At 66.2% G+C, this 25,607-nt stretch carries 30 protein-coding genes; 13 read left to right on the top strand and 17 right to left on the bottom strand.

Annotated features, from left to right (window positions below; translation table 11 throughout):
* Positions 1-37: 37 nt before the first annotated feature.
* The 4 genes from SCH01S_RS14870 to SCH01S_RS14885 all read right to left on the bottom strand — a co-directional run bounded on the left by SCH01S_RS14870 (position 38) and on the right by SCH01S_RS14885 (position 4,821).
* On the bottom strand, positions 38-739 hold the full coding sequence (locus tag SCH01S_RS14870; RefSeq protein ID WP_052733968.1) for a M23 family metallopeptidase: 702 nt from the start codon (positions 737-739) through the stop codon (positions 38-40).
* A 114-nt stretch (positions 740-853) separates the two neighbouring features.
* Complete coding sequence (locus tag SCH01S_RS14875) at positions 854-1,645, bottom strand: ferritin-like domain-containing protein (protein ID WP_046349625.1); 792 nt, start codon at positions 1,643-1,645, stop codon at positions 854-856.
* A 30-nt stretch (positions 1,646-1,675) separates the two neighbouring features.
* A complete protein-coding gene (locus SCH01S_RS14880) occupies positions 1,676-2,131 on the bottom strand; it encodes a peroxiredoxin (protein ID WP_046349626.1) in 456 nt (151 codons plus the stop codon).
* A 2-nt stretch (positions 2,132-2,133) separates the two neighbouring features.
* Positions 2,134-4,821, bottom strand: coding sequence for a bifunctional [glutamine synthetase] adenylyltransferase/[glutamine synthetase]-adenylyl-L-tyrosine phosphorylase (locus SCH01S_RS14885; RefSeq protein ID WP_046349627.1), 2,688 nt, complete (start codon positions 4,819-4,821; stop codon positions 2,134-2,136).
* A 108-nt stretch (positions 4,822-4,929) separates the two neighbouring features.
* On the opposite strand from SCH01S_RS14885, the gene SCH01S_RS16650 reads away from it, so the two are divergent.
* On the top strand, positions 4,930-5,076 hold the full coding sequence (locus tag SCH01S_RS16650) for a hypothetical protein (RefSeq protein WP_157033010.1): 147 nt from the start codon (positions 4,930-4,932) through the stop codon (positions 5,074-5,076).
* An 8-nt stretch (positions 5,077-5,084) separates the two neighbouring features.
* Here SCH01S_RS16650 and SCH01S_RS14890 read toward each other — a convergent pair whose 3' ends face one another.
* Genes SCH01S_RS14890 through SCH01S_RS14900 form a run of 3 tightly spaced genes read right to left on the bottom strand, consistent with a single transcriptional unit; the run spans position 5,085 to position 6,822 of the window.
* Positions 5,085-5,771, bottom strand: coding sequence for a sigma-70 family RNA polymerase sigma factor (locus SCH01S_RS14890; RefSeq protein ID WP_046349628.1), 687 nt, complete (start codon positions 5,769-5,771; stop codon positions 5,085-5,087).
* Between the two features lie 49 nt (positions 5,772-5,820).
* Positions 5,821-5,958, bottom strand: a complete 138-nt coding sequence (locus SCH01S_RS16850; protein WP_046349629.1) for a hypothetical protein — start codon at positions 5,956-5,958, stop codon at positions 5,821-5,823.
* Positions 5,959-6,018: 60 nt separating this feature from the next.
* A complete protein-coding gene (locus SCH01S_RS14900) occupies positions 6,019-6,822 on the bottom strand; it encodes a response regulator (protein WP_046349630.1) in 804 nt (267 codons plus the stop codon).
* A 228-nt stretch (positions 6,823-7,050) separates the two neighbouring features.
* Here SCH01S_RS14900 and SCH01S_RS16855 point away from each other — a divergent pair, with 228 nt between their 5' ends.
* From SCH01S_RS16855 to SCH01S_RS14910, 3 genes are all read left to right on the top strand, one after another.
* Entirely contained in the window at positions 7,051-7,215 is a 165-nt protein-coding gene (locus SCH01S_RS16855; RefSeq protein WP_245612288.1) for a NepR family anti-sigma factor, read from the top strand.
* A 9-nt stretch (positions 7,216-7,224) separates the two neighbouring features.
* Entirely contained in the window at positions 7,225-8,826 is a 1,602-nt protein-coding gene (locus SCH01S_RS14905; RefSeq protein WP_046349631.1) for a sensor histidine kinase, read from the top strand.
* A 262-nt stretch (positions 8,827-9,088) separates the two neighbouring features.
* Positions 9,089-9,223 carry an entericidin A/B family lipoprotein gene (locus tag SCH01S_RS14910; protein WP_046349632.1) on the top strand — a complete coding sequence of 45 codons (135 nt, stop codon included), beginning with the start codon at positions 9,089-9,091 and terminating at the stop codon, positions 9,221-9,223.
* Here SCH01S_RS14910 and tatC read toward each other — a convergent pair.
* Together tatC and tatB are read right to left on the bottom strand one after the other, a co-directional pair.
* Complete coding sequence (gene tatC / locus SCH01S_RS14915; RefSeq protein ID WP_046349633.1) at positions 9,220-9,999, bottom strand: twin-arginine translocase subunit TatC; 780 nt, start codon at positions 9,997-9,999, stop codon at positions 9,220-9,222. The genes SCH01S_RS14910 and tatC overlap by 4 nt on opposite strands.
* Entirely contained in the window at positions 9,996-10,364 is a 369-nt protein-coding gene (gene tatB / locus SCH01S_RS14920; RefSeq protein ID WP_046349634.1) for a Sec-independent protein translocase protein TatB, read from the bottom strand. Before tatB ends, tatC begins: the two co-directional genes overlap by 4 nt.
* A gap of 165 nt (positions 10,365-10,529) precedes the next feature.
* Between tatB and SCH01S_RS14925 the strand changes: the two genes are divergently transcribed.
* A complete protein-coding gene (locus SCH01S_RS14925) occupies positions 10,530-11,003 on the top strand; it encodes an Hsp20 family protein (protein ID WP_046349635.1) in 474 nt (157 codons plus the stop codon).
* Positions 11,004-11,117: 114 nt separating this feature from the next.
* Here SCH01S_RS14925 and SCH01S_RS14930 read toward each other — a convergent pair whose 3' ends face one another.
* On the bottom strand, positions 11,118-11,804 hold the full coding sequence (locus SCH01S_RS14930) for a Crp/Fnr family transcriptional regulator (RefSeq protein ID WP_369385567.1): 687 nt from the start codon (positions 11,802-11,804) through the stop codon (positions 11,118-11,120).
* A 150-nt stretch (positions 11,805-11,954) separates the two neighbouring features.
* Here SCH01S_RS14930 and SCH01S_RS16655 point away from each other — a divergent pair, with 150 nt between their 5' ends.
* Together SCH01S_RS16655 and SCH01S_RS15945 are read left to right on the top strand one after the other, a co-directional pair.
* Positions 11,955-12,104 (top strand): hypothetical protein, encoded by a 150-nt coding sequence (locus SCH01S_RS16655; protein WP_157033012.1) that lies wholly within the window; start codon positions 11,955-11,957, stop codon positions 12,102-12,104.
* 37 nt (positions 12,105-12,141) lie between these two features.
* Positions 12,142-12,999 (top strand): LytR/AlgR family response regulator transcription factor, encoded by an 858-nt coding sequence (locus SCH01S_RS15945; RefSeq protein ID WP_052733970.1) that lies wholly within the window; start codon positions 12,142-12,144, stop codon positions 12,997-12,999.
* 177 nt (positions 13,000-13,176) lie between these two features.
* Here the strand turns inward: SCH01S_RS15945 and SCH01S_RS14940 are convergent, their stop codons facing one another.
* Complete coding sequence (locus SCH01S_RS14940) at positions 13,177-13,536, bottom strand: hypothetical protein (protein WP_052733971.1); 360 nt, start codon at positions 13,534-13,536, stop codon at positions 13,177-13,179.
* Between the two features lie 111 nt (positions 13,537-13,647).
* On the opposite strand from SCH01S_RS14940, the gene SCH01S_RS14945 reads away from it, so the two are divergent.
* The 4 genes from SCH01S_RS14945 to SCH01S_RS14960 all read left to right on the top strand — a co-directional run bounded on the left by SCH01S_RS14945 (position 13,648) and on the right by SCH01S_RS14960 (position 16,910).
* Positions 13,648-13,998, top strand: coding sequence for a glycine zipper 2TM domain-containing protein (locus tag SCH01S_RS14945; RefSeq protein WP_046349636.1), 351 nt, complete (start codon positions 13,648-13,650; stop codon positions 13,996-13,998).
* Between the two features lie 48 nt (positions 13,999-14,046).
* Positions 14,047-16,110 carry a S9 family peptidase gene (locus tag SCH01S_RS14950; protein WP_046349637.1) on the top strand — a complete coding sequence of 688 codons (2,064 nt, stop codon included), beginning with the start codon at positions 14,047-14,049 and terminating at the stop codon, positions 16,108-16,110.
* A gap of 103 nt (positions 16,111-16,213) precedes the next feature.
* Complete coding sequence (locus tag SCH01S_RS14955; protein WP_046349638.1) at positions 16,214-16,603, top strand: acyl-CoA thioesterase; 390 nt, start codon at positions 16,214-16,216, stop codon at positions 16,601-16,603.
* Between the two features lie 100 nt (positions 16,604-16,703).
* Complete coding sequence (locus SCH01S_RS14960; protein ID WP_046349639.1) at positions 16,704-16,910, top strand: hypothetical protein; 207 nt, start codon at positions 16,704-16,706, stop codon at positions 16,908-16,910.
* Between the two features lie 3 nt (positions 16,911-16,913).
* On the opposite strand, the gene SCH01S_RS15950 is transcribed toward SCH01S_RS14960, so the two are convergent.
* From SCH01S_RS15950 to petA, 5 genes are all read right to left on the bottom strand, one after another.
* Positions 16,914-18,632, bottom strand: a complete 1,719-nt coding sequence (locus SCH01S_RS15950; protein ID WP_084689606.1) for a sensor domain-containing diguanylate cyclase — start codon at positions 18,630-18,632, stop codon at positions 16,914-16,916.
* Between the two features lie 76 nt (positions 18,633-18,708).
* Complete coding sequence (locus SCH01S_RS14970; RefSeq protein WP_046349640.1) at positions 18,709-19,239, bottom strand: adenine phosphoribosyltransferase; 531 nt, start codon at positions 19,237-19,239, stop codon at positions 18,709-18,711.
* Positions 19,240-19,337: 98 nt separating this feature from the next.
* On the bottom strand, positions 19,338-20,195 hold the full coding sequence (locus tag SCH01S_RS14975; protein WP_046349641.1) for a cytochrome c1: 858 nt from the start codon (positions 20,193-20,195) through the stop codon (positions 19,338-19,340).
* Between the two features lie 12 nt (positions 20,196-20,207).
* Positions 20,208-21,524 carry a cytochrome b gene (locus SCH01S_RS14980; protein ID WP_046349642.1) on the bottom strand — a complete coding sequence of 439 codons (1,317 nt, stop codon included), beginning with the start codon at positions 21,522-21,524 and terminating at the stop codon, positions 20,208-20,210.
* Positions 21,521-22,099, bottom strand: a complete 579-nt coding sequence (gene petA, locus SCH01S_RS14985) for a ubiquinol-cytochrome c reductase iron-sulfur subunit (RefSeq protein WP_046349700.1) — start codon at positions 22,097-22,099, stop codon at positions 21,521-21,523. The genes SCH01S_RS14980 and petA overlap by 4 nt, the downstream gene beginning before the upstream one ends.
* A 182-nt stretch (positions 22,100-22,281) precedes the next feature.
* On the opposite strand from petA, the gene SCH01S_RS14990 reads away from it, so the two are divergent.
* Positions 22,282-22,731: a tRNA (cytidine(34)-2'-O)-methyltransferase gene (locus SCH01S_RS14990; protein WP_046349643.1), complete on the top strand. Its 450-nt coding sequence runs from the start codon at positions 22,282-22,284 to the stop codon at positions 22,729-22,731.
* Between the two features lie 130 nt (positions 22,732-22,861).
* The gene (gene hemF / locus SCH01S_RS14995; RefSeq protein ID WP_046349701.1) at positions 22,862-23,704 is read left to right on the top strand and encodes an oxygen-dependent coproporphyrinogen oxidase; all 843 of its coding nucleotides are present in this window, start codon (positions 22,862-22,864) and stop codon (positions 23,702-23,704) included.
* Between the two features lie 25 nt (positions 23,705-23,729).
* On the opposite strand, the gene SCH01S_RS15000 is transcribed toward hemF, so the two are convergent.
* A complete protein-coding gene (locus tag SCH01S_RS15000) occupies positions 23,730-24,851 on the bottom strand; it encodes a helix-turn-helix transcriptional regulator (protein WP_046349644.1) in 1,122 nt (373 codons plus the stop codon).
* Positions 24,852-25,607: the final 756 nt, after the last annotated feature.

Genomic DNA, 25,607 nt, shown 5'->3' on the forward strand with positions numbered 1-25,607 from the left:
GGCAACATGGCCGGCGGCTCCTCTCCATTCCCGATAATCAGTTGGTGCCGATCGTGTCGCCGTCCGGGCCGCCCTGGGCCAGCGGCGCGGTCATCGCGTTGACGCGCTGCTTCATCGCAACCGCCAGTTCGGCCGAATCGAGATAGGGAACCGGGTTCACCGCGCGGCCGTCCATGCGGACTTCATAGTGAAGGTGGCTGCCGGTCGAGCGGCCGGTCGAGCCCATCAACGCGATCACGTCGCCGCGATGGACGCGCTGGCCCTGCGAGACGAGGATCTTCGACAGGTGGCCGTAGCGGGTTTCGAGACCGCGGCCATGCTCCAGCTCGACAAGATTGCCGTAGCCGCCGGTCCAGCCCGCACGCTCGACGATGCCGTCGGCGGTCGCATAGATCGGCGTGCCGGTCGGGCCGGGAATGTCGACGCCGGCGTGCATCGCCGCCGTGCCGCGGAACGGATCGGAGCGGACGCCGTAGAAGCTGCTGAAATTGAGGTTCGCGACCGGCTTCAGCGACGGCACCGACATGCTGCCCTGATCGCCCGACACGGTCTGGCCGACCTGGTCCATCTTCTTCCAGGATTGGAACAGCGCCTTGAACTGGGCGTCGCCGCTATCGGCGGACGCCGCCACCGACGTGGTTGCGATCGCAACCGCAAACACCGAACGCACCGCGCTCTTCACATTGAAAATCCGGCGGAACCGGTTTGCGCGCACCGCGTTGGCTTCGGTTGAGAACAAGACACGTCCTTCCGGCGACCTCTCGATCCGAGCGACCGCGTCGCGCCGGACCTGTGATTTCTTGCCTAGCGGTGCCCCCCGCTCGGCTTGCCGGACTTGTCTGCAATCAGCAGGTTAATGACAACCTACCATGTAGAAGTCTCGGGTTAGACCGGCTCGCTCGCGCGCCGAGTCGTTGAACGGAGGCTTCAAAACCCCGCGAAAATGCCGGGCGACCAGGGATTGCCAGGTCGAAACGGGCTCCAGTCCGGCCGATTCACACCCAAAATTGAACCAGCGCGTGCCGGCGCGGACGTGCCGTTCCTCATCGGCCAGGATGCGTGTCAGGATGCGCGCGGTGACGCGATCGCCCACGCTTTGGAAGCGCTCGATCGTCGCCGGCGTGATATCGAGCCCGCGCGCTTCCAGCACCATCGGCACCACCGCGAGGCGGGCAAGCGGGTCGTGCGCCGTCTCCTCCGCCGCCTGCCATAGTCCGTCATGCGCCGGGAGCGCGCCATAGAAGCTGCCGAGCGCACGCAATCGCCGATCCAGCAGCGCGAAGTGCATCGCCTCCTCGGCCCCGACCCGCATCCAGTCGTCCGCGAACGCGCGTGGGAACGACGCGCCGAACCGCCCGAGCATGTCGAACGCCAGGTCAATCGCGACGAACTCGATGTGCGCCAGCGCATGGATCATCGCGATCCGCGACGCTCCGGACCCGGCGCGCCCGCGCTTCGGCATGCGGTTGGGCGGAAGCAGCTCGGGCGCGTCCGGGCGTGCCGAACGGTCGGGCATCGCGGCCGAGAAACCATGGTCGAGCCGGCCCAAGCGCCACTCACGCGCGGCGGCGCGGGCGGCGCGGACTTTCGCGTGAGGGGTGGCTGTGGCGAGGACCGCGCGGGCGGCTTCGGAAACGTCGGTCATAGCTCCTCCCCGTTCCGGGGAGGATTTTCGTCACAGCTCCTGCGCCGCCTTCAGCACCTCTTCCGCGTGTCCCGGTACCTTCACCTTGCGCCACTCGCGCGCGATCCTGCCTTCCTTGTCGATCAGGAAGGTCGAGCGCTCGATCCCCATATATTTGCGGCCATACATGTTCTTTTCGACCCAGGCGCCGAACGCTTCCAGCAGCTTGCCGTCGGTATCGGTGCCGAGCGGGACCTTCAGGTCGTATTTCTCGGTGAACGCCTTGTGCTTCTTCGCCGTATCCTTCGAGACGCCGAGCAGCGCGACGCCGGCCTTTGCGAACGCCCCGGCAAGCGCGGTGAAGTCCTGCGCTTCCCGTGTGCAGCCGCTCGTGTCGTCCTTCGGATAGAAATAGAGCACCAGCGGCTTCCCGCGCCACGCCGCGAGCGTCGTCTCGGCCCCGTCCGGCCCTTCGAACGCAACCTCGGGCGCCTGATCCCCGATCATCCTCAATCCTCCTCAGCTCGCGCGACGATCCGCGCCCAACAGTCGCGCACGCTCTGCCGCGCCGCCGCATAGGCATCAAGCAGCGCGTCCCAGCTCTCGAACCCGCAGGCGCGGGCGACGAGCGCGCGCGCGGGAGGCGGCGGCTCCTGCGCGTCCGGCGCCACCAGCCGCAGCGTGACCAGCATCCGCGCAAGCACGTCGTGGGCGGCGGCAAAGTCTGCCGGCAGCAGCCCGGCCCCGATCAGCGCCGCGATTGCGGGCCCAAGCCGCGGGTCGAAACCGGTCCGGTGCTCCAGCTGGACCGCATGAACGCAGAATTCGAGATCGACGAGCCCGCCCTCGATCAGCTTCGCGTCGAGCGGACCGGCCGGCGGCTTGTGCCGCGCCATGTCGCTGCGCATCGACACCACGTCCTTCAGCAGCTGCCGCGTATCGCGCGGGCGATTCAGCACCGCGTCGATGACGGCCTGCACCCGCGCCCGCGCCGCATCCGACCCGAACACGGGACGCGCGCGGGTCAGCGCCATATGCTCCCAGGTCCAGGCGCTCTCGCGCTGATAGTCGGCGAAGGACTCGATCGTGACGGCCAGCAGCCCCTTCGATCCCGAGGGCCGCAGCCGCGTGTCGACTTCGTACAGCGGCCCCGCCGCCGTCGGTACGGAAAGCGCGCCCGTCACCCGTTGGGCAAGCCGGTTGTAATAGCGCGTCGCTTCCAGCGGCTTCGGCCCGCCGGAGGCCGCGTCGATCGTGCCGGTGAACAGGTAGATGAGGTCCAGGTCCGAAGCATGGGTCAGCGCCGCGCCGCCCAGCCGGCCCAGCGCGAGGATCACCAGCTCGCTGTCCGGCACGCGGCCGTGCTGCCGGGCATAGTCGGCCGCCGTGGCCGCGGCGAGCACGTCCAGTGCGGCTTCCGCGACCCGCGCATAGCCGGCAGCGACTTCGAGCGGATCGCTGGTCCCTTCGACCAGTTGCACGCCGAGCGCAAAACGCCGTTCGCCCACCGAGCGGCGGACATGATCGAGCAGCCGCTCGTAATCGCCCGCTTCGGCAGCGGCGAAGCTGGCGGCGAGCTCAGCAACGGGAGGGGCGGGATCGAACGCGGTCGCGTCGATCAGCCCGTCCAGGAATTCCGGCCGGCGGCCGAGCGCCGCGGCCAGGGTCGGCGCATGGCTCAATAGGTCGGCCAGCAGCCGCATCAGCGGCGGACGGGCGGCGAGCAGGCGGAAGAAATTGATCGCACTCGGCAGGCGGCCGACAATGTCGTCCATCCGGTGCAGCGCTGCCTGCGGATCGGGTGCGCGGCCAAGCGCTTCGACCAAGCCCGGCAGCACTTCCTCCAGCGCCTCGCGCGCGGCCGGGCTCTGGACCGCGCGCACGCCGCCGCCGCGCCAGCGCTCGATCACCGCGCGCGCCGCATCCGGCGGATCGAAGCCCGCTTCCGCAAGCGCCGGCGCCAGCGCTGCTCCGACCGGCAGTCCCGGCGCTTCGCCATCCTCAAGCGCATCATAGGTGCGGCCGACGCTCTCGACCTGCGGGCGGAGCAGGTCGAGCAGCGCGCCGAAGCCCGCAAGCCCGTGCAGCTGCGCGACATTGTCGAGCGCAGCCATGTCGCGCGGCAGCTCATGCGTCTGGCGATCGTCGACCATCTGGAGCCGATGCTCGATCGTGCGGAACAGGCGATAGGAATCGGCCAGCTCCCGCGCCTCGCCGCCGTCGATGATGCCGGCCGCCGCGAGCGACTGCAGCGCCGGGATCGTCGTCGGCGAGCGCAGAGCCCGGTCGCGACCGCCGTGGATCAACTGGTGGATCTGCGCGAAGAACTCGACTTCGCGGATTCCGCCGCGCCCGCGCTTCAGATCGTACCCCGGGCCGAACGCCTCGCGCCCATGCTGCGCGCGAATGCGGTGCGACATCGCCCGCATCTCCTTGACGGCGCCGAAATCGAGCGAGCGGCGCCACACGAACGGCCGGATCGCATCGAGGAAGCGCTGCCCCAGCGCCCGGTCCCCGGCGGCGGCGCGGGCACGAACGAACGCCGCCCGCTCCCACGCGACCGCGCTCGATTCATAATAGGAAATCAACGCGTCGATCGGCAGCGCGATCGGCGTCACCTCGGGCGACGGACGCAGCCGCAGGTCGACGCGGAACGCATAGCCGTCGGCGTCGCGCGCCTGGAGCAATTCGATCACGCGGCGGCCGATCCGCACCGCCGCCTCGGCCGGCTCCTCGCGCCCGCGATGGGGAAGAGTGGCGGGATCGTAGAGAAAGATCGGATCGATGTCGGACGAGTAATTGAGCTCGCGCCCGCCATGCTTGCCGAGCGCGATCACGGCAAAGCCGCGCGCGGGCTCGCCCGGCGTTCGTTCCTCGATCGCGGCGGCGATTGCCGCATCCAGGCTGCGGTCGGCGAGATCGCTCAGTCCTTCGACCACCGTTTCGAGTGGCAGCGCGCCCGCCAAGTCGCCGATCGCGAGCACCAGCGCGGTCCGCGTCCTCTCCAGCCGCAGCCGCCGGGCGACCGGAGCGCTCTCCAGTCCGGCAGCACAGGCGGCGAGCGCGGCAGCCAGGTCTCCGGCCCGCAGCAGCTCGGCCAGATCGGCATGGCGCTCCATTTGGGCGCGCAGAAAAGGGGCATGGCGCGCGGCCCGATCGAGAGCCTCGGACAGGGGTGCAGCGAGTGTCGCTTCCATGCCACAGTCTTTGGCCCGGCTCTGTTCCGGCCGCAACAACAAGGAAACCTTCACGCAGATCAGGGCGTTGGACCGGTTATGTTCAACCGCGGAAGCAGCGAACAGCCCATGATGGATGGCCGGTTTATCGCCGTTTCGAAGCCCAATCGGGCGGAAGGAATCGGCCGTGCGCTGCAGGTTGCGTTCCGGGACGGCTTCGAGCTTCCCGCCGAGATGCGCGGCTATCTCGACAAGCTAGATCACGTCGCGCTTTAGGGTGCGCACTAACTTTCGTCGTCTTCTTCGTCATGCTGGCCGCCGACGACGTCCACATCGCGGCTGAGGTCGTCGACCTGCCCCATGATCGTCTCGAGCGCGCCGCGGCCGCCATGACCCGGGCTTTCGCGCCGCGAAGGCAGCGAACCTTCGCTCAACAGCGCCTCCAGCGCGACACGGCCGCGCGCGACGCGGCTTTTGATCGTGCCGACCGCGACGCCGCAGATCTCGGCGGCTTCCTCATAAGCGAAACCGCCGGCACCAACCAGGATCAGCGCCTCGCGCTGCGGCTGCGGCAGGTGCATCAGCGCGCGCTGCATGTCCGCCAGCTCGACATGCCGGTCCTGGCTGGCCGGCGCGGCCAGCAGCCGGTCGGCGGCCAGATCGTCCCACTCGCCCTTGAAGCGCGCGCGGCGCATCTGGGAGAGATAAAGGTTGCGCAGGATGATGAAGGTCCAGGCGCGCATGTTGGTGCCGGCCTGGAATCGCTTCCTGGCGGCCCAGGCCTTCAGCAGCGTTTCCTGGACGAGGTCGTCCGCGGTATCGCGGTTGCCCGACAGTGACCGGCCGAAGGCGCGCAAATGAGGGATAACCAGGCCGAGCTGCTCGCGGAACTCGTCGTCCGACAGCGCCGCATGGGGAGCGGCGGCCGGTTCCTGGTCGTGATCGATACGTCGGGCGGTGGCTTCGGCCATTCAGAACCTTGGATGCGAGATGATCGTATGCACGCGCGCCAAAGGCGCGTCACACAAAATAGATGACGATGAAGGCGAGGATGACAAGGGCCAGCCCGATCGCGAGGATATAGCGGACCACCCCGGGCTTCGAGGCCGCGCGGGCTTCGGTTGCCGTACGATGGACTTCCTCTTCCGCCATTTTCATTTCGCCCCTGCCACGGATGGACCCCACGATAACGCAGCCAGCCGTGGCAGGTTCCGGCGCTCAGGCGGGAACGGTCGCCCGATCGAAGAAAAGTGCCTGCGCGATCGCGGCCTTGACGGTCGAGCGCTGGAACGGCTTGGTGATCAGGAAGGTCGGCTCGGGCCGCTCGCCCGTCAGCAGCCGCTCCGGGAACGCGGTGATGAAGATCACCGGCACGGTGAATTCGGACAGGATGTCCTTGACGGCGTCGATGCCCGAGCTGTCGTCGGCCAGCTGGATATCGGCAAGCACCAGGCCCGGACGATGCGCCTTGGCCTGCGCGACGGCTTCATCGCGAGTGACGGCGACGCCGGTCACTTCATGGCCCAGATCGCGGACGATCGTTTCCAGATCCATCGCGATGATCGGCTCGTCTTCGATGATCAGCACCTCGGCGCGGGTCTGCTCCTCGATCTCGGCGAGCGCTTCGGATACGAGCCGGTCGATTTCGTCGGCATCGGTGTCGATCAGATAGCCGGCATCCTCGGGCGTGAAGCCCTCCATCGCGGTCAGCAGCAGCGCCTGGCGCGGCAGCGGCGTGATGCGGGCAAGGCGCGCCCGCGCGATCGATTCGTTGTCGCTGCCTTCGCCGCCTGCTTCGGGCTCGTCGTCATTGGCGACGTTGACCGACCCCCAGATCGCCTGGAAGGTTTTATAGAGACCCAGCCGCGGGTCGACGTCGCGCGGAAATTGATCCGGCGCCTGGACGATCGCCTCCAGCGCCGCCTTTACATAGGAATCGCCGTGCTGCTGGCTGCCGGTCAGGGCGCGCGCGTAGCGACGAAGGAAAGGCAGGTGCGGGGCCAGTTGTTGACCAAGCGACATGTGGGCAAGACTCCAAGCTCTGTGGCCCGTCCAATGGATCGGGCTTCGCAGGCTTGGCAAGCCCCCTCCCCCCAAGCGCCGGACGGGAAAATAATTCTGGCGCGTGGGTGGAACAAACGAAACGCTATTTTGTTTCACGTCCGGCGTTCAGGCGGCTAATAGCGCCTGCGTCGTCCTTTGGTTATGTGATTCCTATACATTTCGGCCCGCGCCGGTTGTTGGGGGGTAGTGTTGGTTCCGAACGCCAAGCGCAAAGTTGAACGAAAGGCAGCGAAGCCGAAAGGCGGCGCGCAAGACAGCAGCGTCGGTCAGGCGCTTCGATCAGTGTACGAGAAGGCCATCGGGGAAGATATTCCCCAGGAGATGCTGGACCTGCTCGGCAAGCTCAAATAGCATTCGCCCATGGCCAGCGCTGCCCCCGCACGCGCGGTGACTGCAGCGGTTTTCGACCGGTTTGCCCGTCTCTCCGCCGGTTTCCGCCTAATCATATTGCTCAGCATCGCCTTGCTGCCGCTCGGCCTCCTGGCCATGCTCGCGTCGCTGCAGATTTCGCGCAGCACGGATCTCGAACGGCGTGCGACGGTCCGGATCGCCTCCACCGAAGGCGCACGACGGCTCGCCTCAGAACTCTCGATCGACGCGGCTGCGCTTGATTCGGCCGCCAACCTGCTGGAACGCGGCGGCAACGAGGCGACGACCTGCTCTCGAACGCTGAGCATACTCTCGACCTCGCTCAACGAGCCAACCCGCTTCGCGATCGTCACGCGGACCGGGCGGCTCGTCTGCGGCTCGGCGGCGGTCGCGGGGCGCCGCGCATCCCCGGACCAGCGCGACGACATCATCGCGAATCTGTCCAAGGATGGCCTGACGCTCACGATTCCCGGCGATACGCAGACTTATTTCGCGCTGGCCTTCTACCCGAGGGAGCAGCTTGCGGGGATCCTGAGGCCGACCACGTTCGTCGCGCCCTATAGTCTTTCGCTCACCAAGGGCGAGCAGACGCTGTCGCTGATCCGCGGCTACCGGCCGGGCGCGCTTCAGCGGCACGAGACGGTCACGACCGCGATTCCCGGCATGCCGCTGTCCCTGATGTTCGACGTGCGCAGCGTCCCGTTCACACCGGCCGAGATGCTGACGATGTCGCTGCCGGTCATCATGTGGCTGGTCGCGGTGCTGATCGCCTGGCTGGTGGTCAACCGGCTTGTGATCGGGCCGCTGGGGCAGCTGCGCGCCAATATCGCGAGCTATCAGCCGGGAGACATCGCCAATCCGCTGCGGCGCATGGCGATCCCGGCGCGCGAAATCGAGGAGCTCGGCGAAACTTTCCAGACGATCAGCCGCACCGTCGCCGCGCACGAGGACGAACTCGCGCGCGGCTTGGCGCGCCAGACCCGGCTGACACGCGAAGTGCATCACAGGGTGAAAAACAACCTTCAAGTCGTCTCCAGCCTGATCAACCTGCATGCGCGCGCGGCTCAGGGACCCGAGGCCAGCGCCGCATATGCCTCGATTGCTCGCCGCGTCGACGCGCTCGCGGTGGTGCATCGCAACCATTATGCGGAGCTCGAGGAAAACCGCGGCGTCAACCTCCGCTCGCTGATCGGCGAGCTCAGCGCCAATCTTCGGGCGACCGCGCCCGGCGAAGCCAATCGGCTCGCGATCCTGATCGACGTGCCGCCGGTCTATGTCGGCCAGGACACGGCCATTCCGCTCGCCTTTCTGGCAACCGAGTTGATCGAGCTGGCGATGACGATCAATCCGTCCGCGTCCATCCGTGTCTCGGTGCTGCGCCAAGCCGAGCCCGATTGCGCATGCCTGGTGGTGGGATCGGCGGCGCTGCAGGATTCCGAACAACTCCGCAAGCTGCTGGCAGGTCGCTATGGTCGGGTTCTCGAAGGCCTGTCGCGACAGTTGCGAAACCCCCTCGAACGCGAGCCGGAAGCGGGCTCGTTCAAGGTCTGCTTTCCGCTGGTGCCCGACGCCGCTCAGGGCACCTACGAATAATTCGAAAAAAAATTCGCGACGGCTGGAACCTGTGTCGTCGAAGCACGTTCTGCACTTCGGATAGTGACCTTTTGCCCCCCCGCTCTCGCTATCCAAGACAATGGGCCCGGACACGTCAGCCTCCCCCCGGTGACGTCTCCGGGCCCAAATTTTTCCGGAATCAGAGCCTCTTGATGGCGTTCCTTCCGGGCGCGGAACAGCTCCGCGGTTCGCGCATTTCACCCCCGCGCGTGCGAGGGTCGCGCCGAATAGGAGACAGACAATGCTTCGCAAATCGATCGCACTGGCCCTGGTCGCCGGGTCGCTGCTCGTTGCCGGTTGCAATACCGTCAGCGGCGCCGGCAAGGATCTTCAGTCGGCCAGCAAGGACACCAAGGACGCCATCAACGGGCGTTAGGATGATCGGGCCTCCTCGGCAGCTGCCGAGGAGGCCTGTTTCTGTCGGCGCTTTTCCGTGAACCAGATCGCGATCAGCGCGAACTCGTAAAGCAGGATCAGCGGCGTCGCGAGCAGCAGCTGCGAGACGATGTCAGGCGGCGTCAGCACCGCGGCGATCACGAACACGATCACGATCGCATAGCGCCGCCCCCGCACCAGCTGCGTGCGGGTCACGAGCCCGGCGCGTTCCAGCAGCATCAGCAACACCGGCGTCAGGAACGCCACGCCGAAGCCGAACATGAATTTGGTGACGAAGCTCAGATAGTTGCCGACACCCGGCAAAGCTTCCTGCTGAACGCCGCCGATATTGCCCTGGAAGCCGAGCAGGAAGTGAAGCGCGATCGGCATCGCCACATAATAGGCGAGCGCGGCGCCCATCGCGAAGAGCACCGGCGTCATGACCAGGAACGGTAGCAGCGCCTGCTTCTCGTTCTTGTACAGGCCGGGCGCGACGAACTTCCAGATCTGGCTGGCGATCACCGGGAAGGCGATCATGATCGCGGCGAAGAAGGCGACCTTCACATTGACGAAGAACGCCTCGAAAATGTCGGTGTAGATCAGCCGACCTTGCCCCGCCTTTAGCAGCGGCTGCACCAGGAAAGCAAAGATCGGCCGCGCGAAATAGAGGCACGCGCCGAAGGCGACGGCGAGTGCGGCGAGCGACCAGAGCAGCCGCCGTCTCAGCTCGATCAGATGCTCAAGCAGCGGCGCGCGCGTTTCGTCGATATCCTTCACCGCTCACCCTCGGACTCGACAGATGGCGGCGGTGTTTCGGCGACGGGTGGCTCGACCGGTGTCGGTGGCGTCTCCGCGGGCGAGGGCACCGGATCGGGCAGCGGCAGCATCTGCGGCGCGTCCTGGGCCGAGGGATGCTCGCGCATGATCCGCTCATTCTCTTCGGCCCATTTCTTTTCCATCTCGGCGAGTTCGGACTCGCGGATCATGGTGTCGATCCCGGCGCGGAAATGGCGCGCGACGCCGCGCGCGCGGCCGACCCAATAGCCGAGCACACGCATCGCCTTGGGCAGATCCTTGGGGCCGATCACCACCAGCGCGACGACGGCGCAGAGCAGCAATTCGGTGGGGGCGATATCGAACATTGCCGCGCGATCTAGGCGATTTGACCCGCTGCCGGAAGGGTATTGAAGGTCACGCGGGTGTTCCTAGATTTCCGTAGCGTCAGGCGGCCTTCTGGAGCCTGGCGGAGTACGGCGTCGCCATTCGGGACGCAAAGGCAGTCAATTTGCTCATGAGGAGACTTTGATATGCGTAGCTTTGACCTGACTCCCTACCGCCGTTCGATGGTCGGCTTCGACCGCCTGTTCGATCTGCTCGAGAACAGCGCGCGCAATGCCGCGTCGAGCGACAACTATCCGCCGTTCGATCTCGAACGGCTTGCCGAGGACCGGTATCGCATCACGCTTGCCGTCGCAGGCTTCAAGAACGACGAGATCGACATCACCGCGCAGCAGAACCTGTTGATCGTCGCCGGCCAGAAGGAGGCGAGCCAGCAGGATCGTTCCGGCATGCTCTATTCCGGCATCGCCAGCCGCAGTTTCGAGCGGCGTTTCGAACTTGCGGATTTCGTCCGCGTCGGCAGCGCCGATCTGGCCGACGGCCTGCTGACGATTGAGCTGGTCCGCGAAATTCCTGAAGCCATGAAGCCGCAGAAGATCGCGATCGGGGGCGAGGCTGCTCGGGAATCGAACGTCCGCACGCTCGAGAACGAAGCCGCCTGAATGAAATTGGGGCGGCCCTCCCCCTGGACGGGCCGCCCCTGTTCGCGGAAGACATGACGACGGGAGCGCCGGGCCGGGACCTACATGCCCGGAGCCTGCGCAACGGCCTGCAAGCTACTCGGCCGCCATCGCGATCTCTTCCAGAACCTCCATGTCGAGGACGCGGACGCGCCCCTGCTCCAGCGCGACGATGCCGGCATCCGACCAGGCGCCGAGCTGGCGATTGATATTTTCGCGGCTGATGCCCGCGAAGGCGCCGAGCTCGCTCTGGCTGAGCTTGAGCGCCACGCCTTCGGCCCCGTTCTGCATCAGCCGCTGGAGCGACCGGGCCAGCCGAGGGCCGGAGGCATAGGCGCGGTCGCTCTCGATCGTGTTGTTCGCATTGCGCAGGCGGCGCGCCATTTCGCGCAGCAGCCGCCAGGCGACGCTGGGGTGCTTTTCCAGAACTTCGCGAAAGGCGTTCGAACTCAGCTTCAGATACTGGCCCTCGCCAAGCGCGGTCACGCTCGCGGTGCGCTCGCCGCCGTCCAGCAGCGCGATTTCGCCGATGACGCTGCCGGGCTCCAGATAATCGAGGATGATCTCGCGGCCATTCGACGCGACCATGCTGACGCGGATCGTGCCGTCGAGCAGGATGATCAGGTAATCGCCGCGATCGCCCTGGTGCAGCAGCACGTCGCCCTTCTTCATCGGGCACAGCGCCGCGCGCGCCAGAAGGTCCTGCAGCTCGGCCGCGCCCCAGGCGGAGAGCAGCGCGCTGCTGGACATGATCCGCGACAGATCCTCGGCGTTCATCACCATTCCCGGCCAAGACACGACAATAAGCCTACGCAACAAACGGGTCCTTTGTCCCCGATTCGCCGCCTCGACGCTGTGACACGTGTCACATCGCGGGGCGCAGGACCAAATCTTCACGACTGAGTAAGCGTTTGGCGCGACAAGAATGGCGCGATGTTCGGCTATTCCAGATTGTTCCGCAGCCGCTGGAAGGCGCTGCTCTGGGCGGCAGGCGTCATCTGGTTCGCAGTCCAGATCTGGGCGCCCGACGACTCGGCGGCGACACCCGCGCCGGACGCGAATGTGCAAAACGTGCTGGAATAGCTTTCGTCCGGCGACCGAAACCCCTATCTGATAACGCATGCCATCCCTGCTCGAACGCTCATCCGGCCGTGAGCGGCTGCGCATCGTCTGCGCACTCGGCTTCTGGGTCGCGACCTATCTGCTCTTCCTCACCTGGAATCAGCTGCAGGATGAATATCCGCTTGTCGTCTTGCAGGGGCGCCGGCTGTTCTCGACTCTGCTGGGCGGATTGCTGTTCTTCGGCTTCACCCGGCTGGCCGATCGCGTGGCCGGTCGCAGCCTCCGGGATCGCACACTGATCCTCGGCACGGCCGCGTTCGGCTGCTGCGCCGCGATGATCATCGGGCGCGCCCTGATCGACATGGTCCTGGCCTCGATCTCCGACGAGCCGGTGACGGCGTTCGAGCGCCACGTTCGCTTCACGATGATCTGGGCAGGCTATTTCACAGGCGGTGCACTGGCCTTTCTGAGCTTCGCGCCCGCCATCGCCGCGCGCGTTCGCGACAACGCAGAGGAACCCGCCGGCCCCCCTCCCGCCAATGCCAACGACACGGACTGGCCGGATGCCTTGTGGGTCAGCCGCGGCCGCGAAACGGTGCGGGTGCCGGTCGACAGCATCGAATGGATCGAAGCCGAAGGCGATTATGTCCGGCTCCACGCGCGGGCGGGCGGCGGTCTGCTGCGCGCGACGCTGAGCGGGCTGGAAACGAAGCTCGATCCGGCGGTGTTCGCGCGCGTGCATCGGTCGGCGATCTGCCGCAGGAGCGCGATCGTCGCGATGCTGCGCAAGCCCTCGGGTGCGATCGCCGTGCGCATCGACACCGGGGCGGAAGTGCCGGTGGGCCGCAGCTACCGCGATGCCGTTGCCGAGCTGCTCGGCCCCACGCGCGAGACCCAGGCCCGCGTGTCCGCGTGACGTTCGGCGCGTAAGCCTTACGTTCGCCGTGCCATTGTGACGTCTGCCGCAGCGGCGGGGGCTCCATCGACCTTCGATTCCTAACGCCGGCCACTTGCGGCAGAGCCGCCTCGTCCTGCCCGGCGCCGCTCCCCCAACCACCCCCACGTGCGTCGGGCAGGACTTCAGGCCATCGGATCAATGAGCCGCAAACAGGCCGGAACGGCGAACCCCCGGGCGATTGCGTGTGAAGGCGAGCGTCGGGTCGATCGGGCCGTCGAAGGCAATGCCGATCGCGATGCCGTCGCCCCAGCGGACATGCCCGACAATCGCCCCGATACCCGGCAACTCGATTTCGATTTCGTCATTGGGCCGCGGCGGGTAGGCGCATTCGCCCTTAAGCCCGCGTGCCGAAATATTCCGAACCGTAAGCGGCATCCGGTTGCGGCTTCCCGCCCGGCCGATCACGCCGCGCAGATACACCGAATAGCGGCGCTCGCGGGTGATCACCTCCCCGTTCCCGATCGCGACGGTTTCGAGCTGCGGATCGTTATCCATCCGCAATGACTACGCCTGCTAGAATGAAGGCTTGGTAAACGCCGCATTGACCATGGAAACCGTTTCGCCTGCGGCTCGTTAGCCCTGCGACGGGGAAACAGGAGGAATGGGATGCGTACGACAATCCTGGCTGCTGCAACGGCCGCGACTCTGCTCGGCGGCTGCGCCACGACCGGCTATGGTGGCCGCGGCTATTACGCCGATCGCTATTATCGCGACGATCCGCGCTACACCGAGCGCGTGCTGACCGACAATGATATGGTCTATGTCGGTCGCGACGGCCGCTATTACTGCAAGCGCGACGACGGCACCACCGGCCTGATCGTCGGCGGCATCGCCGGCGGCGTGCTGGGCGGCATCATTGCCCCCGGCGGTTCGAAGACTCTCGGCGCGATTCTTGGCGCCGGCGCCGGCGCGCTTGCCGGCCGCGCGATCGACAAGAACGACGTCCGCTGCCGCTGAAGCGGCCGCTCGCTTCCATCGGGCGCAGGTAGCCGCTACCTGCGCCCGATGAACACGCTCCCCTCGCCGCCGGTCGCGGCACGCCGTCCGCACAGCATCGATCATCACGGGGTCTCGATCGAGGATCCGTATGCTTGGCTGCGCGACGCCGGCTATCCGGACGTCACCGACGCGGACGTGCTCGCCTATTTGAATGCCGAGAACGCCTATTTCGAAGCGGCGATGGCGCCGCACCAGGCCCTGGTCGACACGCTGTTCAAGGAAATGCGCGGCCGCATCAAGGAAGCCGACGAGTCGGTGCCGCAAAGGGACGGCGACTGGCTCTACTGGCGCTCGTTCGATGAAGGCGCGCAGTACCGCAAATGGTGGCGCTCTCCGGCCGCCGGCGGCGAACGGCACCTGATCCTCGACGAGCCGGCGCTTGCCGAAGGGAAGGAATATTTCCGCCTCGGAGCCATGGACGTCAGCCCCGACGGCCGGCTGCTCGCCTATGCGATCGACGACAATGGCTCGGAACGGTTCACGATCCGGATCAAGAACCTTGAGACCGGCGAGCATTTGCCGGAGGCGATCGAGGGCACGCTCGGCGGCTTCCTGTTCGCGGGCGACGGCGTCTCGCTGCTCTATGGGCTGGTCAACGAGCATTGGCGGATCGACGTCGCCAAGCTGCACCGGCTTGGCACCCCGATCGCCGAGGATGTCGAGCTCTACCGCGAAGCGGACGAGGGTTTCCAGGTCGGGCTCGGCCTCACCCAGTCCCGGCGCTGGATCGCGATCGGCACCGGCGACCACGTGACGAGCGAGGTCCGCCTGCTGCCGTTCGACGATCCCACAGCCGCGCCGATCCTGGTCGCCGAACGCAAGCCCGGCCGCGAATATGACGTCGAGGAGCATGACGGCACGCTGTTCATCCGCACCAACGACACGCATACCAATTTCCGGCTGGTCACCGCCCCGGTCGAGCGCCCGTCGGAATGGACCGAACGCATCGCGCCCTCGGCCGATTTCTACCTGACCGACGTCACCACCTTCGCCGGTTTCTTCGTGGTCGAGGGGCGCGAACACGGCCTCGATCGCATCTATCTGCATGACTATGCCGGCGGGCCGGGCAAGCAGATCGACTTTCCGGAAGCCAGCTACTCGGCCGGGCTCGACGACAATCCCGAATATCAGGTGGCGAAGCTACGCCTGTCCTACGAGTCGATGGTCACGCCGGGCACGGTGCTCGACTATGACGTAGCGACGGGCGACCGTACGATCCTGAAGGTGCAGGAAATCCCGTCCGGCTACGACGCGTCGCAATATGCGACCGAGCGGCTGGAGATTGCAGTGCGGGACGGAACGCGGGTGCCGGTCTCGGTCGTCTACAAGCGCGATTTCGCTCGCCCCGGCCCGCTCTATCTCTACGGCTACGGCGCCTATGGCCTCGCGATCGAACCGGGCTTCTCGACCTCGCGGCTGAGCCTGCTCGACCGCGGCATGGCGTTCGCGATCGCGCATATCCGCGGCGGCGACGATCTCGGCCAGCAATGGTATCTCGACGGCAAGCTGGAAAAGCGCACCAACACCTTCCACGATTTCGTCGATGTCGCCCGCGGCCTGATCGAGCGCGGCTTCACCCAGGCCGGACGCATCGCGATTACCGGCGGCTCAGCGGGAGGCGAGCTGATGGGCGCGGCGATCAACGACGCGCCCGAGCTCTGGGGCGCCGTCGCGGCGCACGTGCCGTTTGTCGACGTGCTGAACACGATGCTCGACCCGACCCTGCCGCTGACGCCGGGCGAATGGCCGGAATGGGGCAATCCGATCGAGGACAAGGCCGCGTTCGATCTGATCCGCAGCTACAGCCCCTACGACAATGTCCGGGCGCAGGCCTACCCGCCGCTGCTGGTGACGGCCGGCCTCAACGATCCGCGCGTCACCTATTGGGAGCCGGCGAAATGGGTCGCGAAGCTTCGCACCGCGAAGACCGACACCAACCTGCTGCTGCTGAAGACCAACATGGGCGCCGGCCATGGCGGCAAGTCCGGCCGCTTCGAGAGCTTGCGCGAAACGGCGGAGGAATTCGCGTTCATCCTGTGGCAGCTGGGGCTCGATCGGCAGGCATCCTAAACTCCGGTTTGGCCTGAGCTTGTCGAAGGCCCCCCTTCCCTTTCGGAGTACAAGGAACAAGGAGGGCTTCGACAAGCTCAGCCCAAACCGGCATGTAGATGCCGTGCAGACCTACGAACTCGTCATTACCCCCGCACCCGCCGACATCGACGAGCTCGGCCACGTCAACAATGCCGTGTGGGTGCGCTGGATTCAGGACGTGGCCACCGCCCACTGGCTGGCGGCGGCAGACCCGACCCATATCGACGCTTATCTATGGGTCGTGGTGCGGCACGAGATCGACTATCTCGGAAATGTCGGCGCGGGCGATGCCGTTAGCGCGCGGACGTGGATCGCAGAGCCTCCGCGAGGCGCCCGGTTTGACCGGCATGTCGCGTTCACCGGACCGGACGGCAAAGTGAAGGTGCGGGCGAAGACCACCTGGGCGATCGTCGATCGCGCGACAGGCCGGGTGCTGCGCGTGCCGGCGGATGTCGCCGCGCGCTTCATCTGAGCGGCGCCAACATTTCTCCCAGATAACAACGCCATTCCAGGCCGGTTCAGCGCATGATTCGTAAACCCGCCGTCTGTTACAGGGATTGGCGATGGTTCTTATGATCAAGCGTATGCGGCACGGTGCCCGTTGGGACGAGGAGTCCGATGATGAGCTGCGCCGGCGGTTTGCCGCGGGCGAGCTGCTGCCCGAAGTCGCGCGCGCGATGAACCGGTCCCAGGAAGCGGTGCGGACGCGCGCCAATGTGCTCCATGTTCCGGTCCGATCCAGCACACGCCGCAGGACCAACGGCGGCGCCGAAGCCTGATCGTCAGGCGGCCGCCGCGTACATCAGCGGTCCATCGGCCAGCATCACCTTGTTCCGCCCTTCGTTCTTTGCGCGATAGAGCGCGCAATCGGCGTCGCCCAGAATCGTCTCGATCTCGTCGCTGAACCCGGCGGCAACGCCGATGCTGACCGTAACGCCGGGCAGCTCGGTTTCGGTATCGAACGTCACGCCCATGCTGATCCGGATCCGCTCGGCGATCGTGCCGGCGCGCATCAGGTCGTGGTTGCGCAGCGCCACCACGAACTCCTCGCCGCCATAGCGCGCGACGATCGCGCCCGAACCCGCGACGCGCGCCACATGGGCGGCGACGTGGCGCAGGATCGCGTCGCCGGTCGCGTGGCCGTGATGGTCGTTGACGCGCTTGAAGTGATCGATGTCGATCACCAGCAGCGCAACCGGCATCGGTGCGCCGTGGCCGGCCGCGGCGCGGGCAAGCGCTTCGCCGAAGCCGCGGCGGTTGGCCAGCCCGGTCAAGGCGTCGGTCTGCGCCTGGCGTTCCAGCATCACATGGCGCTCGTGCGCCCGCTCATGCTCGATGCGCAGGCTGCGGATACGGCTGGCGACCGGCAGGGACAGGATCAGGCATTCGAGCGTGGTGGCGAACATCATCAGCCCGTCCGGCAGCATGGCGTCCGTGATCAGGCCGAAGGCCCGCGCCGGATACATCAGCGACACGCCCATCGGCACGGCCCAGGCCAGCGCAATCGCGCTCGCCATCGAGACGCGCCGGATGCAGGCGCGGATGACGATGCCGGCGGTCAGCAGGATCGCATGGATCGCGACCAGATTGGCCAGAGCATAGAAATCATAGCTCCAGCGGTCCGGCATGATCGCGGTTAGCGTCGCCATGCTGATCGAGGCGAATGCCGCGCCGATGGCCCAGCGTCGCAACCAACGCGGCGTGCTGGCGCCAAGGAATTCGATGACGAACGAAATGCCGGTCGCGGTCGCCCCGACCATCGAGAAACTCAGGATCGCCGAATTCGCGCCTGCCGACAGGGACGGCAGGAAGATATGGATCAGGCCCGAATAGCTGAGCCCATAGACCAGCAGCAGGCCGACATGCGCGCAGTAGAAGAGCTGGAAGCGCCGGCGCATCGCGACGAACAGGCTCAGGTGAAACAGGATCGTCAGCGCCAGCATGCCGACGCCGACGCCGTAGAGCGCCGCTTGGTCGCGCTCGATCGGCACGAAAGAGCGGGCCCGCGCGATCTTCGGCGCGCGCACATAGCTGTAGCTGCGCGCGTCGCCCAGACGCACCACGATCCGGCTGACCGGCCGCATCGGGGACACCAGCATCGAAAGATAGTTGCCGGCGCCCCATTCGCGGCCCGGCTCATTGGGATCATAGCTATAATGTTCAGGCGGCCCCTTGGGCCCGATCAGCCAGACATCGACGGCACTGGAAACATGATTGTCGAGCACCAGCCGCCAGGTCTTGGCGATGGTCAGGTCCGTCGGCATGTGCGGATAGTCGACCCAGATCGTGCCGACATAATCCTTGGGAGTCCGCCGTTCGCAGCGATCCAGGCGTGGCAGGGCCTGGCGCAGATTCATGCCGCTATCGGCAGCGATCCGGCACGCCTCCTCGAGACGCTTGGGCTCGGCTGCACGGGACGGACTGGCGAGGAATAGCAGGAACAGCAGCGCTGCCAGCGCGCCGACCAATGTCGTTCCGCGCTCGTACCAAGATGCCCCCATGCTCACGGAGTGAGGCCTAGTCCGGGAATGGCTACGGGAACGTTAATCGGCGCCGCAAAGGCGTGGACGAACGGGGTTAATGCCCCTCGAACGACATCAGCGAACGCGATTCGACGCCCGCTTCGGCGAGCAGGCGTGCGCCGCCGAGTTCGGGCAGGTCGATGACGAACAGCGCCGCTGGCACTTCGGCGCCGGCCTGACGCAGCAGCGATATGGTGGCAAAGGCGGTGCCGCCGGTCGCGATCAGGTCGTCGACCAGCAATATGCGATGACCGGGGAGGCACGCGCCTTCATGGATTTCCAGCCGGTCGGTGCCGTATTCGAGCGCATAGTCGATGCCGATGCGCGGCCCCGGCAGCTTGCCGGGCTTCCGGACCGGTAGCAGGCCCACGCCCAGCGCCCGCGCGACTGGCCCCGAAAAGATGAACCCCCGCGCCTCGATCCCGGCGATCAGGTCCGCACCATAGGGCCGCGCGAGCTCGACCAGCGCGTCGACGGCCGCAGCAAAGCCGCCGCCGTCGATCAGGAGCGTCGTGATATCCCGGAACTGGATGCCGGGCTTCGGGAAATCCGGAATGGTCCGGATCAGCGATTTGAGATCTATCATAGCGAAGCCGTCATCCCGGCCTTGAGCCGGGATCCACCTTCTTCTCGGCCGGAAAGAAGGTGGGCCCCGGGTCAAGCCCGGGGTGACGACCTCAGGATTTAGCTGTGGGCGAGCTCGCGCTTCTTGCTGGCCCAGATGTTCTGGTACGACATGTAGGTCAGCACCGAGAAGACGAGCAGGAAGATGAACGCGGCCACACCGATGCCGTGACGCCGCTCCAGCTTCGGCTCGGCGGTCCAGGTCAGGAACGCGGCCACGTCCGTCCCCATCTGGTCCACCGTCGGCTTGGTGCCGTCGGTGTACTGGACCTGGCCATCGCTGACGAGCGGCGGCGGCATCGCGATGTTCAGGTTCGCGAAGTACGGATTGTAGTGCAGCCCCTTCGGCGTCTTCGCGGTCGGGAACTTCTTCAGCAATTCCGCCGGCTGATCGCGATAGCCGGTGATCAGCGAATGGACATAGGCCGCGCCGCCTTCGCGCGCCTTCGTCATCAGCGACAGATCGGGCGGCAAGGCGTTGTTGTTGGCGGCACGCGCCGCGATCTCGTTCGCGAACGGCGCCGGGAAGTGGTCGGCCGGAACCGACTTGCGGGTCGCGGGCTCGCCCGTGTCCGGGTTGATCGACGGCTGCTGGATCACCCACTGGTCGGCGATCGCCTTCACTTCGGCGTCGCTATAGCCGAGGTCCTTCAGGTCGCGGAACGCGACGAACTTCAGCGAGTGACAGGCCGAGCAGACTTCCTTGTAAACCTGGAAGCCGCGCTGCAGCTGGGCCCGGTCGAACTTGCCGAACGGGCCATTGCTCTCCAGCGCCAACGGCTTCGGATGGAGGTGGAACTCCTTCTCGGCCGTTTCCGCCGGGGGATTGGTGATCTGATTGTACGCGCCCGTGAAGAAGGCGATCGCAAGGACGAGGCAGAAGCCGAGCCCGACGAAAAAACCGATAATCCGAACCATGGACTGGACCTCTTATTCCGCGGGCTGCGGCTCAGTGCCGGGCATCACGCCGCCGGCGCCGAACGGAGCCGATTCCTTTTCCTCGCCGTGCAGCACGGATTCGGAAATCGAGTTCGGCAGCGGCTTCGGACGCTCGATGGTGGAGACGATCGGCAGGATGATCAGGAAATGCGCGAAATAGTACATTGTCGCGATCTGCGAGATCATCAGATACGGCTCTTCCGCATGGCTGCCGCCGCAATAGCCGAGCACCAGCACGTCGACGATCCAGATCCAGAAGAACGGCTTGTAGAGCGGCCGATAATTGGTCGAGCGGATCGGCGAGCGATCAATCCAGGTCAGGAAGAACATCAGGATGATCGACCCGAACATCGCCAGCACGCCCCACAGCTTCGCCGGCAGGATGAAGTCGACGGTGAAGGCGCGGAGCATCGCGTAGAAGGGCCAGAAATACCATTCGGGCACGATCAGCGCGGGCGTCGAGAGCGGGTTCGCCTCGATATAATTGTCCGGGTGGCCGAGATAGTTCGGCGCGAAGAACACCATGACGACGTACAGCAGCAGGAACACGCCGATGCCGAAGCCGTCCTTGGCAGTGTAATAGGGGTGGAACGGCACCGTGTCCGATTCCGACTTCACTTCGACGCCGGTCGGGTTCGACGATCCCGGAATGTGCAGCGCCCAGATCTTCAGGATCACGACGCCGGCGATCACGAACGGCAATAGATAGTGCAGCGAGAAGAAGCGGTTCAGCGCCGCCTGGTCGGGCGCATAGCCGCCGAGCAGCCACACCTGGATCGACTGGCCGACCACCGGGATCGCGCCGAACAGGCTGGTGATCACCTTCGCGCCCCAGAAGCTCATCTGCCCCCAGGGAAGCACATAGCCCATGAACGCGGTCGCCATCATCAGCAGGAAGATGACGAGGCCGAGCAGCCACACCATCTCGCGCGGCGCCTTGTAGGACCCGTAATAGAGGTTCCGGAAGATGTGGATGTAGATGACGATGAAGAAGAAGCTGGCGCCGTTGGCGTGCATGTAGCGCAGCATCCAGCCCCAGTTCACGTCGCGCATGATGTGCTCGACCGACTGGAACGCGACCGTCTGGTTGGCGGCATAATGCATCGCCAGGATCACGCCGGTCAGGATCTGCAGCACCAGCGCGAGGCCGGACAGGACGCCGAAGTTCCAGAAGTAATTCAGGTTGCGCGGCACCGGATAGCCGCCGCCGATCGCGTTATAGACGAGCCGCGGCAGCGGCAGCCGCTCGTCCAAATAGCGCATGAACGGGTGCTTGGGTTCGTAATGCTGGGCCCAGGGAAAGCTCATGCCTTCGCTCCGACTTCGATCTTGGTATCCGACCGGAAGACATAATCCGGCACTTCGAGGTTGCGGGGCGCGGGCCCCTGCCGGATGCGCGCGGCGGTATCATAGGCGGAGCCGTGGCACGGGCAGAAATAGCCGCCGAACGGCCCCCGATTCTCGCCCTCGCCCGCGCCCAGCGGCACGCAGCCGAGATGGGTGCAGACGCCCATCGTGATCAGCCACTCCGCCTTGCCCGGCTTGGTGCGCTCGGCCAGCGTCTGCGGGTCGCGCAGGCTAGAGACCGGCACCGCATTCGCCTCGGCGATTTCCTTGGGCGTCAGGTGACGCACGAACAGCGGCTGCTTGCGATAGATGGTCTTGATCGCCTGGCCCGGCTGGATCGCCGACAGGTCGACTTCCGTGCTCGCCTCGGCCAGCACGTCGGCCGACGGCGCCATCTGGCTGATCACCGGAATCACGACCGCGGCCGCTCCGACGCCCGCGAAGCTCACTGCCGCGATGTTGATGAAATCGCGGCGGCGGTGGCCCTGTTCCTCGGCCAGTGCTTCCTCGCGTTGCTGATGCTCGACTGTGGCCATCATCTGCCTTGTCTGAAAAACCCCGAAATGACTGACGCGAGCGCTGCGCTCCGGGCGTTCCCCCACCCTTTGACCGGCGATGCTCGCGCAACCGCGACGGACACGTCCGGCACGGCTGGCGCGCTGATAGCGCCGATTGCGGCGGTTGCAAATATTCTGTTTGGCTTCATCAGGCTTGGGCGATGCGTCTTGCCCTTTTCCAGCCCGATATCCCCGGCAATGTCGGCGCGATCCTGCGCAGCTGCGCCTGCTTCGGCGTGCCTGTCGACCTGATCGAGCCGCTCGGCTTTCCGTGGGACGACCGGCGCGTGCGGCGCGCCGGCATGGACTATTTCGACCGGGTCTCGATCACCCGCCATGCCGATTGGGAGTCGTTCCGTGCGGCGACGCCGGGCCGGCTGGTGCTGCTGACCTCCCGCGGCAGCGTGCCCGTCGACAGCGTCGCGTTCGACTCGGGCGACGTGATCCTGATGGGCAGCGAAAGCGCGGGCGCCCCGCCGTATGTCCACGAAGCTGCCGACCTGAGGGTCCGCATCCCGATGGCGCCGGGCCTGCGCTCGCTGAACGTGTCGGTGGCGGCGGCGGTCACTCTGTTCGAAGGGCTGCGACAGACGGGGCAGCTACCGACTTGATTCCCCCACCCCGTTCGTGTCGAGCGAAGTCGAGACACCCGCTTCTCGACTTCATCCGGCAAGGATGAAGTTCATCCTGAGCGCCTGCCTTGGCAGGCAGCCGAAGGGCTCGAAGCGAACGGAGACGAATTTGACCGAGTTAGACGAACAGCAGACCGCCGCCCGCACCTGGTTCGAGGGCCTGCGCGATCGCATCTGCGCTGCGTTCGAGGCGATCGAGCGGGACGCGGGATCGGACGCCCGTTTCGAATACGCGCCGTGGGACCGCACCGACCCGGACGGGACGTCCGGCGGCGGCGGCGTGCGCGGCGTCATGAAAGGCAAGGTGTTCGAAAAGGTCGGCGTCAACGTCTCCACCGTCGGCGGCCGGTTCGAGGGCGAATTCGCAAAGTCGATCCATGGCGCCGGCGACGATCCGCGCTTCTTTGCGACCGGCATCAGCCTGGTCGCTCACATGGCCAATCCGCACGTGCCTGCGGTCCACATGAACACGCGCTTCCTGCGCACGACGAAGCAATGGTTCGGGGGCGGTGCGGACCTGAACCCGCCGCTCCCGCGGGACGAGGACACCGCGGATTTCCATGCCCGCCTGAAGGCCGCGTGCGACGCGCACTCGCCCGATTATTACCCCCGCTTCAAGAAATGGGCAGACGACTATTTCTTCATTCCGCACCGGGGCGTTCACCGCGGCGTCGGCGGCATCTTCTACGATCACCTGGAAGGCGATTTCGACGCCGACTTTGCCTTTACCCGCGACGTCGGCGAGGCGTTCCTGGACGTCTATCCCCGGCTCGTTCGTCGCCGGATGGACGAACCCTGGACCGAAGCCGACCGCCGCGCCCAGCTCGCCTGGCGCGGCCGCTATGCCGAGTTCAACCTGGTCTACGACCGGGGCACGCTGTTCGGCCTGAAAACCGGCGGCAATATCGACGCGATCCTGATGAGCCTGCCGCCCCTTGCGACCTGGGAGTGAAGGCCCGCGCTGACGCGAGCGCGCGTCAGCGCGCGACCGGCAGATCGAAGGACAAGACCAGCGCGACCAACTCCGCCTGGCGGTGGACACCGGTCTTGTCGAAGACCCGCAGGAGATGCGTTCGCGCCGTCGCCTTGGAGATGCCGAGCGCCTGCGCGGTCGCGGCCATGCTCTTGCCCGCGGCGGCGTGGTCGAGAACACGGGCCTCCGCGGGCGTCAGGTCAAACAGGTCAGCGACTACCCTGGCGGCGGAGCCGCTGTCCCTGAGCCGGGGCGCGATGAAGATCGCCGCCACGGCCGTAGCCAAAGCTCCCGCGCGGCCCAGTCTCGGCCGGAGCGGAAGGAGGTGGAGCACGCGGTCGCCGCAGCCATCAGTGCGCAGCGGAACACTGAATCCCTCGCGTCCGAGGGCCCCCGTCTCACAGGCTAGTCGATCGAGGGCCACCGCCAGCGCCTTGTCCGCCCCCGCATGGCACAATACCAACCGGTCCGCGCGACGGCGGAAGACGCCGCCTGCCGCGAGCAGCTCGCGCCCCGCCGCATTCACGTGAACAATCGTCCGGTCCGCCTCGATCAACAGCACCGCGGCGGCGAGCTGGTCGACCACGGCGTCAAACGTGGCGGCCGTCGCGGTCCTAAGATCGAGCAGGCGGCTGATGGTGATCGCGCGCTGGAGATGTGGGATCAACAAAGAAGCCAACGAAACATCGTGATCGGATATCGGACCGGCGGAATAGTGACGTCCCATCGCCAGGCTGCCGATCGCCCCCTCGTCTCGCGACAGGACGATTGCCAGCGCATCGTTCAGCCCTTGCGGATCGGCCCATTCGGTCCGGTAGCGGTTCGTCGTCAGAGCAGCGGGGTTCATGCGGGACAGGACAGCCGGCTCGTCAAACGGATGATCCTGTATCGCGCGAGCGCCGCCCCACTGATCGATGATTTCTGCCCCATAACCGTTCATCGCGGTGAGCCAGGGCTCCTCGACGCCGATCGTGATGTTCAGCGGCGTGTCGCCGGACCTGAGATCGATCAGGCTTAAGGAGGCGTTGGCGAACCCGAGCGCGTCGCGCAGGTGCGTGAGCGTGTCCGGCCAGCGCGCCGGCTCCAGCGCGCAATCGTAGATCATTCCGACCAGCTCGGACAGCATAACGGCCGACAGCAAGCAGAGCCCCCTCTGTTCCTTGCTGCGCCTCGTTTAGCCGAAAGTTGCCTGCATATCCACCAAATGGTGGACGCAGCCGACCCGGCAGTTCTGTCATGATGTTCCCTCGGGCGCGCTGAACTGAGTCATTCAGGGGAGAAAGCCGCATGCACTTCAAGCATCTATTGCTCCTCGCGAGCAGTGTCGCCGCGCCGGCGGCGGCTGCGATCAAATATGATGTAACCGAGCTGAAGCCGCTGCCGGGGTTCGCGCGCGGCGCGGTCGGAGATGAGAGCTACGGCATCAACAATGCCGGCCAGACCGTCGGGCGGATGCGGAACGCCGACCCGTTCACCGGCGCGCGCGCCGCGGTGTGGGACCGCAGCGGCAACGCGACACAGCTCGCCACGCCTGATGCCGCCTGGACCAGCAAGGCGGACGGGATCAACCGCTTCGGGGTAATTTCCGGCGACATCGGCGTCGGCACGCCGGGGGCGAAGGACACCCGGCGGGGCGTTCGCTGGACGAACCCGAACAACTACCAATTCATTGTCCCGGACAATGGCTATTTCTCGAGCGGCGATCTGATCAACGACAATGGTTGGATCGGCGGGATTCGGTTCAATGCGTCGGCGGACGCGGAGTTCGAAGATTTCACCGCCTATGTGTGGAAGCCGGACGGGAGCATTCAATGGGTCAGTCCCGGTTTCCAGCATGGCCGAGTCGAGTGGTTCGGCGCCAATAACAGCAACGTCTTCGCCG

The organism is Sphingomonas changbaiensis NBRC 104936, from assembly GCF_000974765.1.
In the GTDB taxonomy this organism is placed as follows: domain Bacteria; phylum Pseudomonadota; class Alphaproteobacteria; order Sphingomonadales; family Sphingomonadaceae; genus Sphingomonas_B; species Sphingomonas_B changbaiensis.